Below are 15,452 nucleotides of genomic sequence, written 5' to 3' on the forward strand. Positions count from 1 at the left end.
CGAGGCCCTGATAGCGGTAGTCGAGCTGGCGCTGGTGCTCGCACTGCGCCCCGCGCACGTGGGGATGATCCCTGGGGGTAGGTCAGGTGCTTGCCTCGATCACCCGCGGCCAGCTGCCGGGGCCTCGGAGTCGCCGACTGGTCCGCGTCGGCCCGGAAAAGTCCAACGGCCCCGGCGAGGCCTGGAATCCGCTCTATGAGTGGGCCCTGGCCGGATCTCGGCCGGAGACAGCGGTATTGACCGGGATGCTCGCCATGCAGACTGAGGCTGGCCGACCCGCCGCCGCCTCCCTGATGGGAGCTGGGATAACCGTCCTCGGTATCGGGCCCATGGAAGGGCGAGGACTCTGGACTCGCGAGCCATCGACGAACGGCTGAGTCCGCATATCCGAAACAGCGCCGGTCCTGTGATTTGCTTTCGCGCCGCGTCCGGTCAGCGTGGTGTGCGGTTAGAGGGTGTTCGCTGATGCTGCTAGTTGAGTGCGAAGGTGTCGGCAGCGACTGCTTGGCCGCAGTGCGCAGACGCGGGGCTGTGGTGGTGTCGGTTCTTGCCGATCAGCTGATGTAGGACAGGAACATTGCCGCCATCGCCGCCGCCATCATCGCTTGCATCGCGCCGGTTCGGCGATGGGCGTGGTCGGTGGGTGCCTGTCGATAGGTGTAGGCGACCCATGCGGCCGTCGTCGCGAGGTAGGCGAGTCCGATCGCCAGGTCGAGGTATCCGGCCCACGATGGTAGCTGCATCGTCATCGTCGTCGGCATGGACATCGTGGTGCCGCCGCCCATATCCATCGTGCTATCACCGGAGGACGTCTGGGTGCCGCCGACGATAGATTCGTCCATCACGGCGTACATCCACACCATTGTCGCCATCTTCAGCGCGTGATAGCCGTTCTCGATGTGGTGCTCGCGCTGGGTGGCGCGCAGCACCAGGAATATCGCCGCCGCCGTGGCGAAGACCGTCATGCCGGCCACCGTGGACACGTTTGGTAGGCGGGGCCACACCATCGCCAGCATCGCCGACGACATCACGATCTGCAGGACCCCGGTGATGCGGCCCGGGATCGTCGCGGACCGCGCGCCGGCCCGCATCGCCCAGAACACTGCCGCCACCACGAACGCGACAGTGGCGGCCCACTTCAGGAAAGGATCGGTGATCATGCTGCCGTCTGCTCCCGTCGCCGCCGGGACAGCTCACCGGCGACGACGTCGCCGAGGACGAACAACCCCAGTGTCGCGCCGAACAATGGAGCTAGCCAGCCGATGCCCACGAGAGCGGCGACCACGATCACTGCCTCGATCGGGTGCAGGCCCAGCAGCGCGCCGCGCCGCGGCGCCGTCGGCCACCCGCCCCGAATGGGACGCCGCTTCCACCACATCGCATAGCCGCGCACGACCACCGAGATCAGACACACGACGAGCAGGGCCAACGCGATCTGGTTCGCAAACCCGAACAGCAAACCCATGTGGGTATCGATCGCCCAATTGGTCAGCTTGGCGATGAGTGGCCAGTCCGCGAACCTGATCTCATCCACGATCGCACCGCTGCGGCCGTCGACCGCGACCGCATCGAATCGCGTCGGGAAATCGCGCTTGCGTTCGTATACCTGCCATGCCTCACCGGCGCTCGCCGGCGGTTTCATCCACATCGGCGGCTGCAGGCCCGCGGCTTGCGCACTGCGCAGTACCGTATCGGCGGCGGCTGCCGGATCGTTCGACGCGCCGATGTCGGTGTCCGGCAACGTCGTCGAGACCGACGGCGTGGTCCAGCTCAGTTGTGTCCGCAGCTGCTCGACGTGGTCACCGGTGAACCGTGACCACGTCAGACCGGTCACCGACAACCCCAGCAGACCGATCACGATCCATACTCCGACCGCGCCATGCCAACTCAATGTCCGCTTCCGCGACCCTTTCGGCGCACCTCTACGATCCGGAGTCACGAACCCTCGTGCCCCGCGCCGGCGTGCATGACCGATCCATAGTGCGAGGCCACCGAGTGCGATCACCCATAGCCAGCTCGCTGCGATCTCGCTGTAGTACCGGCCGATGACGCCCATGTGCAGAGTCCGATGCATCTCATCGAACCAGGCGCGGATCGGTAGCCACTGCCCGTAGGTGGTCAATGTGCCCTGCACGTGCGCGGTGTAGGGGTTGACGAACACGGTGCGGGTGTAGTCCTGCGGCACCTCCGGCGCCGCGAACGCGATCTGCGTAGTCTCGCTGGGCACTGTTGGCGGTTTCACGCTGGTGATCGGAGCATCGGGGTATACCGTGCGCGCGGCTGCTATCTGGTCGGCGAGGCTGCGCACCTGCGGCTCGTATCCGTCGACGGTGACCTCGTGCCGGAACACGATCGCGTCCAGCTGCGGGGTGAATGTGTACAGCAGCCCCGTCACCGCCGCGATCAGAATGAAGGGCCCGGCGAGCATGCCACCGTAGAAATGCAGCCGTAGCAGCAGCGGCCGCCATCGCGCCCACACACCGGGCATCGGCGGCTCCTTCGCATCGCGCCCGTCCGATGCCTCCGAAACCTGATCGACCATCTCGCGGTTCCTCACTCTCCGGGCACACTTCACCTGCCCTCGGCGAGGTAGTCGGGTCGGCGCCCTCGAAAGTTCCGGCGTGACACCCTATTTCCGTTCGGCAGCTTCCCCGGCTGCACTCCCCGCATTTCTCCATCGTCGAGGTTCGGCGATCGACGCCGGGGGGTCGGTTGTACCCACCCACGCGCAGCGCATCGAAGGTACGGCACCTGCTGTGTGGTCTGCGCAATTCGGCGATGCCTCTGCGACGTTCGCCGATAAGGAGCGGCATGGTACCGGGGTCACCACCGCGCCTGTCGGTGCGTAAAGACTCGATGCTGCTGACCGAACAGTTATCGGAAGCCTTCCCCGATGAGGAGTGCCGGCGTGTGTCGGAAGTCCGGTATGTGATCTTGGTCGGGTTAGTCTTCACATCGAGCCCCGAATCGGCGGGTCAGAGCCGGTCCCGGGTTGTCTCCACATTCGGTCCGACTGCTCGGAAGGAGCGCTGCGCGAATAACAGCGATCGCCTTCCAACCAGTTTCGGACACAAGCGCACCAACGTCGACTCGGTAGCGGGAGGATGCGTGAACTGGGAAGCGTGGCAACGGAGTTGGGATCGGCAGCAGGAGCTGTACATGCCCGATCGTGAGGAGCGGTTTCGGGTGATGCTCGAGGTCGTCGAGGCGACGGCCGGCAAGTCACCGCGCGTACTGGACCTGGCGTGTGGAACCGGCAGCATCACCAGCCGGTTGTTTGCCCGGCTGCCCGAGGCGACTTCGGTGGCAGTGGACAGGGATCCCACGCTGCTCGCAATGGCAAGGGGATCGTTCGCTGGAGATTCCCGCATTTCGTTGGTGGTCGCCGATCTGGAGGAACCAGGGTGGACGCCGGAACTGTCCGCCGAGCCGTTCGACGCCGTGCTGACCGCGACGGCCACACATTGGATGCAACCAGAAACGTTGTCCCGGCTGTACACAGACTTGACGGCACTGTTGCGCCCAGGTGGAGTATTCGTCAATGCGGATCACATGCCCGATCCCGAGACCCCGAAGCTCAACGCCATCGACGAGATCATCCAGCGCAGCCACCAGGAGCGTGCGCGGGCCGAGGGGGCACGCGATTGGGAGGAATGGTGGGCCGACGTCGCCGACGAGCCCCGGCTCGCCGCTGAATTCGCAGCCAGCCGTACGATTTTCGATAGCGGGGCCCAGGGCGTGCCCCAGCCGGTTGCCTGGCACCGCGCTCGGCTGCGCGAAGCCGGATTCGCCGAGACCGGAGTGGCGTGGCGATCGATCACCGACGCGGTGATCGTCGCTACCCGGTGACAGTTGCGGCCGCCTGCGGTCGGTGGAGCGGACCTCGGGCTGCTGCCGTCGGCAGGTTGACGGCGGGATCTACTCATGGTGGTGGCCGACAGATAGCCCGATCCGAGCTGTTCGGAGGTTGATCGTCGCTTCGATGCGATCAGTCGGCCGGTGTGGCGAGGTGCGGACTAAAATCGAGGCCGTCCGAGAAGGGAGATTTGTATGTCTAACCAGGTCTTTTCTGTCGACGGACTGCACTGCCGTGGGTGCGCGCAGACTGTCAAGGACGTTGTGATCAAGCTGCCCGGGGTCGAATCGGTGAGTGTCGATCTCGATACCAAGGGCACCTCGCGGGTGACTGTATCGGCCGATCACGAGCTTGCTGCTGCCGAGTTGCAGCGAGCGCTCGACCGTGACGGCGACAATTTCGCGGTCGTATAAAACCACTCCACCTCCGCTCACGCGCTGGCCGCTCGATTCGACGCGCCAGCGCTGGGTCGACCACGTCTCTCCATGATAAGCATCGAATCGGGGGACGAATTCACTACTCGGCCATTAACTCTCCGGGTCCAGCCAGTGGATGGTGACGGGGTTCGGTATCCACTGGCCCCACCGCGAGCGAATCAACTGCGCTTGGCGGCAACGGCATTCGCAATCGCAGGTCCGGTATTGGTTGCTCAACTCGACCCGCCGCGCGCCGTGGACCTCACGACTCGGCGTAATCGGTGATGGGTGGGTCGGGCTGACACCGTGGTGTAGTTCGTCGGACAAACGTCGGGTTCGGTTCGACGCGGGATGTGCTCAGCTGCGCTCGAATTCTGTTGTCCAACAATGGTAGCTGTGATGGCGAGGGCTGGACTTCGCGTCGTTGTGTTGATGTGTCGTCGAAACGGCGTTGATGTCGGACTGTCTCTGCTGAGTGTCGATTGCTTCGATGTTCTGGTCGGCGATGCCTGCTGGGTTTACCGTAGATGCCAGTAACTTGCAGATAGATCTCCCGAAGGAGTTTCGATGCACATTCCTGACGGGTATCTATCGCCGGCGACTTGCGCGGTGGGTTACGTGGTGGCCGTTCCGATGGCTGCGGTCGCGGCGCGGCGGGTCGAGAACGTTGTCAAGACCAGGCAGGTCCCGACGCTGGCGATGCTGTCGGCGGTGTCGTTTCTGGTGATGATGTTCAATATTCCGATCCCGGACGGTACGACCGCGCATGCGGTGGGCGGTGCGTTGATCGCGGTGCTGTTGGGGCCGTGGGCAGCGCTGATAGCCGTGGCCGTCGCACTGGGCTTCCAAGCGTTGTTGTTCGGTGACGGCGGTGTACTTGCCTTCGGGGTCAACGTGTTCAACATGGGCGTGGTGTTGCCGTTCGTCGCCTACGGGATCTACCGGTTGCTGACCAGGGGTGCCACCCTGACCTCATGGCGCCGGGTCGTCGGTGCCGCGGTCGGCGGCTACGTCGGTCTCAACGCTGCCGCGATCTGTGTCGGCATCGAGCTCGGCATACAGCCCGATCTGTTCCATGATGCGTCGGGCACGCCGCTGTATTCGCCCTACCATCTTTCGCAAGCGTTGCCCGCCATGCTGTTTGCGCATCTGTTGATCGCAGGGATCGCCGAGGCTGCGCTGGCTGGTGGCGTCGTGGCGTATCTGCAGCGGGCCAATATTCCGCTGCTGCAGGTCAACAATCCGGGAGTGCCTGTCGATGCGGCGGACAACGCGGTGCCGAAACCGAAGCTGCGTCCAGGTGTGGTAGCGCTGTCGGTGGTGGCGGTGCTGGTGTTGTTGACGCCGCTAGGTCTGCTGGCGCCGGGCGGCGCCTTCGGCGAAGATGCGCCAGAGGACTTGGATCTGGGTGATCTCGGGCTCAGCGCGGTGCCGACGGGGCTGGCGAAGTACGCCGGGTTCTGGAACCACACATTGTTCGGCGACTACGAATTCCCTAATGGTTCCCATCCCAATATCGGCTACCTGGTGTCGGCCGCGGTCGGGATCGTCGTGGTCGGAGTGACGGTCTACCTCATCGCTGTCGGTCTGCGCGCTCTCGGCTCACGGGGTTCTAGCCGGACAGGGACCGAACCGGCGCGCACCTCTGCCGACACCGGCTCATGACCGCTACCCCGTCCGCCGATCCGCGTCCGGTGTCCGCTCCGGACTGGTTACTCACTCGCGATGTCGCGTTGTGCCCATGCGGGTGTATCGGCAAGCGTCGCAAGGGATCCTACGTCGAGAAGACACTGACCGGCGGCGCGGATCTGTTGCGGCAGGTGATGTTCAGCGACGACACCTCCGCCCAACACGGTTTGCTGCAACGCATCGATGCCCGGGTCAAGATCGTCACCCTTTTCGCGCTGCTGCTGGTCGGGGCGTTCCTACACAACATCGCGACGCTGATGGTGTTGTATGCCGCCACGCTGATCCTGGCCGCGTGTAGTGCGCTGCCGGTGGGATTCTTCGTCAAACGGGTGTGGCTATTCGTCCCGATCTTCACCGGGATCGTGTTGATACCCGCAACGCTGAGTGTGGTCACCGACGGCGAGGTGATCGTGACGCTGTGGCATTGGCACGGCCGAGCCGAGGGGATCACCCGGCAGGGTCTGATGTCGGCGCTGCTGGTCGTGGCTCGGGTGGCGTCCTCGATCAGTTTGGTCGTGCTGTTGACGCTGACCACGCCGTGGACGCGGCTGTTGGCATCGCTGCGCACTCTCGGTGTCCCGCGCATGTTCATCCTGATCATCGGGATGGCCTATCGCTACCTGTTCCTGTTGCTGGCCACGGTCACCGATATGTATCAGGCGCGCAAAGCCCGCACAGTCGGTGCCGAGAAGCACGACAAGCACGCGCGTCGGTTCGTGTTCGCCACCGCTGGCGCGCTGATCGGTAAATCGATGGCGATGTCGGAAGAAGTGCATCAGGCGATGGTCGCGCGCGGGTATCGCGGTGATGCGAAAGTTCTTGCCCAGCCGCGGTTGTCGAGGACCGATGTGCTCTACGCCGCTGCTGTTGTGGTGTTCGGCGCGGCACTGCTGGTGGGTGAGCATGTCATCACCCGGTGAGGAATCCGAGTCCTGTCATCTGCCTGGCGGCGGGCCCGTCCTGGAGTGCGCGGATCTGCGATATCGCTATTACGGAAAATTCGAAGCCCTTGCCGGTGTGTCACTGAAGGTTTCAGCGGGGGAGAAGGTTGCGCTGATCGGCGCGAACGGTTGTGGCAAGTCCACGCTGCTGAAGATATTGGACGGCTTGGTATTTCCCGAGAGCGGAACCTACACAGCGTTCGGGGCACCCGTCACCGAGGACGCCCTGGAAGACGAGCAGATGAACACCGGGTTCCGGTCACGGATCGGGTTCGTATTCCAGAACAGCGACGCGCAGGTGTTCTCGCCGACGGTGCGCGACGAGCTCGCCTTCGGTCCACTGCAACTCGGTCTGGACCACGGTGAAGCCGCGGCCCGGGTTCAGGACGTTCTTGCCCTGCTCGGCATCGCCGATATCGCCGACCGTGCGCCGTTCCAACTCTCCGGAGGACAGAAGAAACGGGTCGCGATCGGCACCGTGCTGGTCATGAACCCGGAAGTGTTGCTGTTCGACGAGCCGACCGCCGCGCTCGATCCACGCACCAGCGAATGGCTGACCGGGCTCATCGAGGACCTCGCCGCGGCGGGCAAAACGATCGTGCTGGCTACCCATGACCTCGACAGCCTGGATCGACTCGCCGATCGCTGCATCGTTTTCGGCGAGGACCACAGGATCCTCGCTGAGGCGACACCGGCCGCCGCCCTCGCCGACCGTGAGCTACTGCTGAAAGCCAATCTCATCCATGCGCGCACCCGATTGCCGGTTCAGCCGCCTGGATGACGGCCCGGTCATCTCTGCATTCCCTTTCTGTCTCGAACTGGTTCTCTGGGCAGCGCGTGCAGATCGGTGCTGCCGCGGTGGTGTCCGGGGATACCCGGACCGGCATGTTCGGCGTTGTAGACCGCATCCAGTACCAGTTGACGCACGTGGTCGTTTTCGAGCCGGTAGATCACCTGCGTGCCCTTGCGACGGGTCCGCACGAGTCGAGCCATCCGCAGTTTCGCCAGATGCTGGGACACCGATGGCGCAGGCTTACCGACATGGTCGGCCAGATCGTTCACCGATAACTCGACATCGACCAGCGCCCACAGGATCTGAACGCGCGTCGAATCGGCGAGCATCCTGAACACCTCGACGACCAGCGCGGCTTGATCATCAGGCAACCGCGCTATCGGATCGTCTGCATTCATGCGCAGATAGTAGCGTTGTGGAACAACGTGTTCCGTGGCGAACGAGGTACATCATGAAAAACGTCGGCCGATCGGCGACACCCACTTCGCCACGTGTGGGCGATACCGGAACGACGCTCACTGCGGATACATCCAACCACCCAGCTGTCGAGCACGCCCGATCGATCCTGCGTGCTCACGGATTGCGGTGCACCGCACCACGTTTGGTTGTGCTGTCGGTACTGACCGGCGACCCCGGCGCGGGTCACCTCACAGCACAGGAAATCGTCGCTCAACTCATCGAATGGGGAGAACCCGTCGACCTGACCACGGTTTATCGAACGCTCACGCGGATGGTGGAGATCGGCGCGCTGCACATGCTCACCGTCGGAGCAAGAGGGGCCAGCTACGGGCTCACCGAGCGACCCCACCACCATGCCGTCTGCACACAATGCGCGGCGGTGAGCGAAATCCCCGCCGAACAACTGACAACCGCGCTGGACCACGCCAGTCGCGGCAGCCGCTTCGAACTCGCTGACACCGCCGGGCTGACCCTGCACGGACTGTGCCCCACCTGCCAAAAGGTCGCGCAATAGCCGAACCGGTGGGCCGATATCGCAGGTCGGCCGGCATCCGCCACCAGCATTGCGGGGTTCGGCGTACATTTGCCGGGCTTCTGACCACGTCGACGGGGGCCAACCGAGGTATCGCAAGATCCGCGAAATACCCTACCTCCGAAAAAGATTCGTGTGACAGCCAGCAAGCTCGATTTCGAGCGCGGCACCGGATCGACCGGTGGGATCGCTGACAAAAGCACCACATCCCCGATCGGAAACAGCGGTTCGAGGTCATTCGGTGACGTCCTGACCGAACTTGTCGACCGGACAGACCCGGTGATCGTCGATCTCGGGCATCGAGCCGAGACAATTGTCGGACCGGCTCCTGATGGGAATTTGTGCTGCGGGCGAGGGATGGATCAGTGCCGACTAGAGGCCGAACGCGCCCCCTCGATGAGGATGAGCAAGCAGATCCCGATGAGCACCAGTGGGAGCAGGATGTGTCCCCAGCGGCTGAGTGCGCGAGCGATGATCGGGCGAGTGGCGAAGTACGGTCGAGCTACTTCTCAAAATTGAATGCGACAAGCTCATCGCCGGAAGTCAACTTGGCATCGAATTCCTCGACCACATCGAAGATTTGATTGCATCCGGAAAAGAGCACTTGGATCCGTCACCATTCATGGATGACGACGAGAAGCCTGCGCTTCTAACAGACCTGAGAGACAGGTGCAGGCGCAAAACGCTGCCGCCCCCACGAGATCTCCAAGCTAGAAAATGACTTCACACCGAAAACTCTGGTCCGCCGGTTGGTAGTACGACCGCTGCGCAGATGGCAGGCGACTGTGACCCGATCGTTCAGCAGCACCGCCGTCGTATCTCCACACCCAATACCGGTTTACGGGCCGCAGTGGGCGATCCGGTCGGCCCTCCATGCAGTGGGCGGCATGCCGAACTCCGTGATGAACCAGCGCGTGAACGACCCGTGTGAGGTGTAACCGAGTTGGGTGGCGACGTGGGCGAGGGTCACCCGACGGTCCGCCAGGCATCGGACGGCCTGCTCGCAGCGGACGGCGTTGAGCAACGACGTGTAGGTCTCGCCGTCGTGCTCGAGCTCGCGCTGTAGCGTCCGGACGGTCCGGCCCAATATCTGGGCCACCGTCTTGATGGTGGCCTTACCCATCGGAAGCAGCAGGTAGATCAGTCGCTTGACGTCGGCGGCGGTTCCGGCCGCCGGGGTGGGCAGGGTCTCGAGGAATCCCTGCGCGTAGGTCGCCAGTGCCGGGTCGGCGGCGGGGTTCGCGCGGTCGAGGTCGGTGGCCGGAAACGATATGCCGTTGAACAGGCTGCCGAATTCGATGGGGCAGCCGAATCTGCGGCGGTGCTCGTCGAGCGAGGATGGCGCGCCGTGGGTGACATGCAGGGCCCGGGGGCGCCACCGCGGGCCGATGATCGCTCGGATCAGCTGCACGATGGCCGCCAGACCGAGTTCGTTCGACTGCGCCGCGGGCATCGGCGTGGTCGTCAGGACCTCCGCGCGGATCACGGCGGTGTCCCCGATCTCTTCCAGATAGACCGCGAGCGCCTCGTTGAGCAGGTGCCGGAACTGGAATCCCACCCGCAGGGCCTCACGAACCGTACGTTGCTGACTCAGCACCAGGCTGGCCACACCGAAATGGGCGAGCTGGCGCCGGCCGGCCATGCGCAGCGCCAGCGTCGGGCAGTCGGCGTGGTCCGCGGACTGCTCGAGCAGCCGGACCGCGGAGTCGGCGGGAACGAGCAGGTCCGGCTCGGCGAGCAGCCGCAGCGAAAGGCCCACCGCGGCGAGTTCGGCGGACGGGTCCAGGCCGAGCTCCCTGGCGACGGCCGGGTAGTCGGCCAGGATCCCGGCGCGCATGGAAGGCATGCCACCAAGTGTCGCAGAGTGAACAGTTTGTGTCACCAAATGAGAAGCGATGGGAGACGCCACAAGCCTAGCTTCGGAAGGGCCAGTGGGCGGAAGTTCCACGGGAACGTCGAACCCGCCCATCCCCGGACCGAAAGAGCATTGCTGTGAAGGTTGAACCACTCAGCTGCGCGCTGGGCGCCGAGATTCAGGGCGTCGAGCTGCGCGAAGCCGCGCGCGACGACGATCTGTTCGCCGAAGTGGAGGCACTGCTGTTGAAATACAAGGTGCTGTTCCTGCGCGACCAGGACATCACCCCAGCCGAACACGAGGCGTTCGCCGCCAAATTCGGCCCGCTCGAGGACAATCCGATCGCCGGCAGCGTTCCCGGTCACCCAGGCATCATCCGGCTCTACAAGGGCCCCGACGAACCGCCCATGCGCTATGAGAACGCCTGGCACACCGACGCGACCTGGCGGGAGACCCCGCCGATGGGCTCGGTGCTGCGCTGCGTGGAATGCCCGACCGTGGGTGGCGACACCATGTGGGCCAATATGGAATTGGCCTACGACCGGCTGCCCGATCGCGTCAAGTCCGAGATCGAGGGACTCCAGGCTCGGCACAGCATCGAGGCCAGCTTCGGCGCGGCCATGCCCAGCGAGCAGCGGCTGGCCCTCAAAGAGCGCTTTCCCGACGCCGAGCACCCCGTCGTGCGCACCCATCCCGTGACCGGTGCCAGATCGCTGATGGTCAACGGGTTCACCACGCACTTCACCAACTTCCACACCCCCGCCCGGGTGCGATACGGTCAGGACGCCTCCCCGGGCGCCGCGAATCTGCTCAGTTATCTGATCAGCCAGGCCTACATCCCCGAATATCAGGTGCGATGGCGGTGGCGGCCGGGCAGCGTGGCGATCTGGGACAACCGCTGCACCCAGCATTACGCGGTCATGGACTACCCGCCCGACACCGTGCGGAAGATGGAACGCGCCACCATCATCGGCGACAAGCCGGCATGAGGACTAACACCATGATCGAACCGACTCATCATTACGCCGATCTCGGCGACGTGCGCCTGCACTATGTCTGCGCCGGTGCGGGAGACCCGGTCGTGTTGCTGCACGGCTGGCCACAGACCTGGCGCACCTGGGCGAGCGTGCTGCCCGGCCTGGCCATGCGCCACCAGGTCGTCGTCCCGGACCTACGCGGCTTGGGCGACAGCTCGCGCCCGCTGGGGGGTTACGACAAGAAGACAGTGGCCCAGGACATCTGGCGCTTGATGCATGACTTCCTCGGTCACGAAAGGTTCCTGGTGGGCGGCCACGACTGGGGCGGGCCGGTCGCCTATGCGCTGGCCGCCCAGCACCGATACGCGGTCCGCGCGGTCGCCGTGTTCGATGCGCCGGTGCCGGGCGACGGCTCGCCGACGCCGCCCAGTCCGCGCTGGCATCACGGATTTCACAACGAGATCGACCTGCCCGAGGCGCTGGTCGTCGGCCGCGAAGACATCTACCTCCGACACTGCTACCGCAGTGGGGGCGCGCGGCCGGACGCCATATCCGAGGAGGCTCAGCGCGAGTACATCCGGGCCTATCGGCAGCCCGGTGCCATGCGTGCCGGATTCAACTACTACCGCACCATGGCCCAGGATGTGGCGGACAACCGAGCTTTCGCCACCCAAGGCAAGCTCGAGATGCCCGTGCTGGTCTACGGCGGCGGCGCGGCCGGTCGCGGCATGGAAGCACTCGAGTCATGGCGGCGCGTCGCGACCGACGTGCGTGGTGGAGTAGCCGAGACCTGTGGGCATTGGATCCCAGAGGAAGCCCCCGGCTGGGTCATCGAGCGCCTGCTGGAATTCTTCGCCGATGTAAGAGCCTAGGGCACCTCGCAACGACCATCCATCGCACCTTATGGATGCCGCTGCTGACCGAGGTCGCGGCGTTCGCCCGCGTGGTAGCACCCGATATGCCCGGCTGCGGAGGTGCTTTCCCGGCCCGCCGAATCGACACCAGCCCAACCCATTTCGGCGCAACCAAGCGAACACAGTAGAAACAGAAAGGAACCGTCATGAGCCGATTCGACATCACCATGACCAACATCGCCGTGCGGCGGTTGATCGAGACCACCGAGAACCCGCGGCACCGATACCTGCTGCACGCCTACGACCGGCACCGCAGCCTGGAAATGGCGGGCCGGTGGAAGGAGATCTTCGACCCGGAGATGACCGTCGAACACCCCGTGTACCACTTCAACGTCTTCGGCATCAACACCGTCCTCGACGGCGCCGAAGCAGTGCAGGCCCTCTACAGCGAGTGGGCCCGGACCGACCAAGGCATCTTCTACACCGACGACGAGAAACTTGCCGTCGGCGACAACATGATCTGCTCGACGGCAACGATCTACCAGCAGACACCCGGCACGATCCTCGCCCAGAGCGGAGTCGACATCGACCCGCAGGCAACCTATCTCGTCAAAAACGTCGAGCACATGATCTGGCCCTACGACGACCAGGGTCGGTTGATCGGCGAGGACGTATGGGAGATCGACGAATCCAAGCGCGAACTCGTCAAGCTGGACCCCTCCGAAGTGCTCACCGGCGAGCGATCAGGGCAACTGCTCGCCCCGCTCATCAAACCCCTGCCGCCCCGCCCCTTCTGATCTGTCGGCGTTCATGAAAATCTCCAGATGAGATCGATCCTCGTTCACGGAATTCCGCACGGTCTCGTTAATCGTGGTCGGTATCGTCGAGATCTTGATCCATTGGCATGCGGGCCGTTCGCAGAGTCAGATCGCGGCCAGTCTGGGGCTGGACCGCAAGACCGTGAAGAAGTATGTGGATCCGGCGATCGCGGCTGGGTTGTCGCCGGGCGACCCGGCGTTGTCGCCGGATGAGTGGAAACAGCTTGTGGCAGACGGCCGACGACCTGGCCGCAGTTCGAAGAGCATCGCGACTTCATCGTGGTAATGACGCGCGCCGTACCCGCCGGACGATCTGGCAGCCTGCGGGATGAGCATGGGCTGGCGGCTTCGGTGTCGTCGATCAAGCGGTTCATGGAGGCCAACCTGCGCGTGGAGAACCTTCGTGTTCGATGAGGTCTACGCCGACACCGACGACGCGTTGGCCAAGATCGGGTTCCCCCCCAACCGCAAACCCGGCCAGGTTGGCTTCCTCCACCACGTCTGATTCCAGCGGGCAGCGCGCGGCTCGCGCGCTGCCCCACCACCCTCTTCTGTTCGTCGTTGTCGTTCGACAGTGCCGGCTCCGGTCGCCGGCCCGTCGGTTCCGCCAGGCTCGAGGAAGCGCCATGGATATTCATCCCACTGCCGTCGACTGTTCAGTGACAGCTCCGGTGCGGGCTGCTCGCTCGCGGATGTTTCCGTGGGTGGTGTTCGGATTGACCTATTGGCGCCGGAATGATCGTGTGCGGCATCATCACTGACCGGATCGGTCGCCGGGACCCGGTCCGTCAGTGGAGCAGCGCGCTGGTCTGGTGTCGGTACCGCAGGCGGCCAATCTTTGGGTTCGACATTCGCTGGTTTGTTGGAACCGTCCTTGCGTCAATCGAATTCCGGTGTCGGCGGCCCCCACTGCCTTGGCTCGGTGCAAACGACTCGTCCGGAACCGAAGTCGGTAGCGGCGAAACTGGTCCGGCCTGCGAGCGTAACTTTGTCGATAGCGGCGCGAGCACTGAACCTGGCCCGTGGAACCCGGCGGTACCGCCGAACGTGGCGTCACCGAAATCGACGGTACCGCCGAACGTTGCCGCGTCGAACTCGACGCCGCCGCCGAACGTGGCCCCGTGGAACTTGGCGTCGCCGCTATCCCATTGTCTCGTCGCTCGAGTGTGAGCGTGCGGTATATGCCCCAGTCGATGGCGGGGCGCAGGTCGTCGATGGGCATGGCCTTCTCTCCAAGGCTTGGTGTCGCCGGATATGGGCGGTCAGCTGTGGCTGTGCTCGTGCGGGCCGTCATGCAGCCAGATCTGTTCGGCGCGGATGCTGGCCTGCGGGGTGAAGTAGTCGCCGGTCCGTAGGTCTTCGAGCAGCGTGGCGTATTTCGGCGCCCACCCCAGCAGCGCTTGGGTGTGCTCGCTGGAGACGGGCACGTCGAGGGAGAAGAATCGGGCCAGGAACGGGTTCCCGAGATGCCCGGCGGCCTGTTCGAGGGTCAGCGAAGCGGTGGGGAGGTCGAGCATCTGCGCGACCTGTGCTGCAATGCTCTTGATTGTGACGGCGCTCTCGCCGACGCCGTGCAGCACGCTGCCGGCGGGAGCCTTCTCCAATGCCAGCCGGAATAGAACCGCGGCGTCGGCGCGGTGGACTGCCGGCCACCGATTGGCGCCGTCACCGATGTAGGCCGAGACCCCCGCCCTGCGCGCGGCCGCGATGAGAGCCGGAATGAACCCGTAGTCGCCGGGGCCGTGCACGGTCGGTGCGAGCCGCACGACGCTGGATCGCACACCCAGCGCGGCGAAACCCAGGCAGGCCTGCTCGCCCGGGATACGAAAGGCGGCGACCGAGTGGGGATCCGGTGCATCTTGCTCGGTGCTGACTCGCCCGGCCCTGACCACCAAGGTGCCCGAGGTGCTGACGAACGGCTTGCCGGACCCGGCCAGCGCTTGTCCGAGCGCTTCGATCGCGGCGCAGTCGCGGCGGATGAGGTCATCCGGATCGGCGTAGTCGCCACCATAGGCCATGTGCAGGACCCCATCGGCGGCTAGCGCGCCGCTCCGCAGGCTGTCGAGATCGTCCAGACGGCCGCGATGGGGTGTCGCGCCGAGCGACTGCAGCCGGGCGGCGGTGGTGTCCGAGCGGGCCAGGCCGGTGACGGTGTGGCCCGCCGCGACGAGCTCCGCGACGACGGTGGGGCCGGTCTGGCCAGAACCCCCGGTGACGAAGATATGCATGAAACACTTCCCATTAACGCCATTAACTGGCACT

The 15,452-nt window shown here is 64.8% G+C and carries 16 protein-coding genes and 1 pseudogene; 10 read left to right on the top strand and 7 right to left on the bottom strand.

Going from position 1 to position 15,452, the window contains the following annotated elements:
- Positions 1 to 554: 554 nt before the first annotated feature.
- Complete coding sequence (locus ABZ293_RS20820; protein ID WP_355182899.1) at positions 555 to 1,160, bottom strand: DUF5134 domain-containing protein; 606 nt, start codon at positions 1,158 to 1,160, stop codon at positions 555 to 557.
- The gene (locus tag ABZ293_RS20825; protein WP_355182901.1) at positions 1,157 to 2,542 is read right to left on the bottom strand and encodes a PepSY domain-containing protein; all 1,386 of its coding nucleotides are present in this window, start codon (positions 2,540 to 2,542) and stop codon (positions 1,157 to 1,159) included. Before ABZ293_RS20825 ends, ABZ293_RS20820 begins: the two co-directional genes overlap by 4 nt.
- 617 nt (positions 2,543 to 3,159) lie before the next feature.
- Here ABZ293_RS20825 and ABZ293_RS20830 point away from each other — a divergent pair.
- The 5 genes from ABZ293_RS20830 (at position 3,160) to ABZ293_RS20850 (ending at position 7,683) form a co-directional block, all read left to right on the top strand.
- Positions 3,160 to 3,849: a class I SAM-dependent methyltransferase gene (locus ABZ293_RS20830; RefSeq protein ID WP_355182903.1), complete on the top strand. Its 690-nt coding sequence runs from the start codon at positions 3,160 to 3,162 to the stop codon at positions 3,847 to 3,849.
- A 201-nt stretch (positions 3,850 to 4,050) separates the two neighbouring features.
- Positions 4,051 to 4,269, top strand: coding sequence for a heavy metal-associated domain-containing protein (locus ABZ293_RS20835; RefSeq protein ID WP_355182905.1), 219 nt, complete (start codon positions 4,051 to 4,053; stop codon positions 4,267 to 4,269).
- Between the two features lie 570 nt (positions 4,270 to 4,839).
- Positions 4,840 to 5,937 (top strand): cobalt transporter CbiM, encoded by a 1,098-nt coding sequence (gene cbiM, locus ABZ293_RS20840; protein WP_355182907.1) that lies wholly within the window; start codon positions 4,840 to 4,842, stop codon positions 5,935 to 5,937.
- Entirely contained in the window at positions 5,934 to 6,881 is a 948-nt protein-coding gene (gene cbiQ / locus ABZ293_RS20845; RefSeq protein WP_355182909.1) for a cobalt ECF transporter T component CbiQ, read from the top strand. Before cbiM ends, cbiQ begins: the two co-directional genes overlap by 4 nt.
- The gene (locus ABZ293_RS20850) at positions 6,865 to 7,683 is read left to right on the top strand and encodes an ABC transporter ATP-binding protein (protein WP_355182911.1); all 819 of its coding nucleotides are present in this window, start codon (positions 6,865 to 6,867) and stop codon (positions 7,681 to 7,683) included. Before cbiQ ends, ABZ293_RS20850 begins: the two co-directional genes overlap by 17 nt.
- 8 nt (positions 7,684 to 7,691) lie before the next feature.
- Here the strand turns inward: ABZ293_RS20850 and ABZ293_RS20855 are convergent, their stop codons facing one another.
- Positions 7,692 to 8,093 carry a metalloregulator ArsR/SmtB family transcription factor gene (locus ABZ293_RS20855; protein WP_355182912.1) on the bottom strand — a complete coding sequence of 134 codons (402 nt, stop codon included), beginning with the start codon at positions 8,091 to 8,093 and terminating at the stop codon, positions 7,692 to 7,694.
- Between the two features lie 53 nt (positions 8,094 to 8,146).
- Here ABZ293_RS20855 and ABZ293_RS20860 point away from each other — a divergent pair, with 53 nt between their 5' ends.
- Positions 8,147 to 8,668: a Fur family transcriptional regulator gene (locus ABZ293_RS20860; RefSeq protein WP_355182914.1), complete on the top strand. Its 522-nt coding sequence runs from the start codon at positions 8,147 to 8,149 to the stop codon at positions 8,666 to 8,668.
- A gap of 390 nt (positions 8,669 to 9,058) precedes the next feature.
- Here the strand turns inward: ABZ293_RS20860 and ABZ293_RS20865 are convergent.
- Together ABZ293_RS20865 and ABZ293_RS20870 are read right to left on the bottom strand one after the other, a co-directional pair.
- Positions 9,059 to 9,180 (bottom strand): annotated as a pseudogene (locus tag ABZ293_RS20865) (cadmium transporter); the annotation flags it as partial.
- A 344-nt stretch (positions 9,181 to 9,524) separates the two neighbouring features.
- Positions 9,525 to 10,532, bottom strand: coding sequence for an AraC family transcriptional regulator (locus ABZ293_RS20870; protein WP_355182916.1), 1,008 nt, complete (start codon positions 10,530 to 10,532; stop codon positions 9,525 to 9,527).
- A gap of 146 nt (positions 10,533 to 10,678) precedes the next feature.
- On the opposite strand from ABZ293_RS20870, the gene ABZ293_RS20875 reads away from it, so the two are divergent.
- The 4 genes from ABZ293_RS20875 to ABZ293_RS20890 all read left to right on the top strand — a co-directional run bounded on the left by ABZ293_RS20875 (position 10,679) and on the right by ABZ293_RS20890 (position 13,476).
- Positions 10,679 to 11,530: a TauD/TfdA family dioxygenase gene (locus ABZ293_RS20875; RefSeq protein ID WP_355182918.1), complete on the top strand. Its 852-nt coding sequence runs from the start codon at positions 10,679 to 10,681 to the stop codon at positions 11,528 to 11,530.
- An 11-nt stretch (positions 11,531 to 11,541) separates the two neighbouring features.
- On the top strand, positions 11,542 to 12,390 hold the full coding sequence (locus ABZ293_RS20880) for an alpha/beta hydrolase (protein WP_355182920.1): 849 nt from the start codon (positions 11,542 to 11,544) through the stop codon (positions 12,388 to 12,390).
- A gap of 188 nt (positions 12,391 to 12,578) precedes the next feature.
- A complete protein-coding gene (locus ABZ293_RS20885) occupies positions 12,579 to 13,169 on the top strand; it encodes a hypothetical protein (protein ID WP_355182922.1) in 591 nt (196 codons plus the stop codon).
- A gap of 73 nt (positions 13,170 to 13,242) precedes the next feature.
- Positions 13,243 to 13,476 (top strand): integrase, encoded by a 234-nt coding sequence (locus ABZ293_RS20890; protein ID WP_355182924.1) that lies wholly within the window; start codon positions 13,243 to 13,245, stop codon positions 13,474 to 13,476.
- Positions 13,477 to 13,978: 502 nt separating this feature from the next.
- On the opposite strand, the gene ABZ293_RS20895 is transcribed toward ABZ293_RS20890, so the two are convergent.
- Positions 13,979 to 14,446, bottom strand: coding sequence for a pentapeptide repeat-containing protein (locus ABZ293_RS20895; protein ID WP_355182999.1), 468 nt, complete (start codon positions 14,444 to 14,446; stop codon positions 13,979 to 13,981).
- A gap of 6 nt (positions 14,447 to 14,452) precedes the next feature.
- Positions 14,453 to 15,418 carry an SDR family oxidoreductase gene (locus tag ABZ293_RS20900; RefSeq protein ID WP_355182926.1) on the bottom strand — a complete coding sequence of 322 codons (966 nt, stop codon included), beginning with the start codon at positions 15,416 to 15,418 and terminating at the stop codon, positions 14,453 to 14,455.
- Positions 15,419 to 15,452: the final 34 nt, after the last annotated feature.

Origin of the sequence: Nocardia sp. NPDC005998, from assembly GCF_040614395.1 — a bacterium.
GTDB lineage: Bacteria > Actinomycetota > Actinomycetes > Mycobacteriales > Mycobacteriaceae > Nocardia.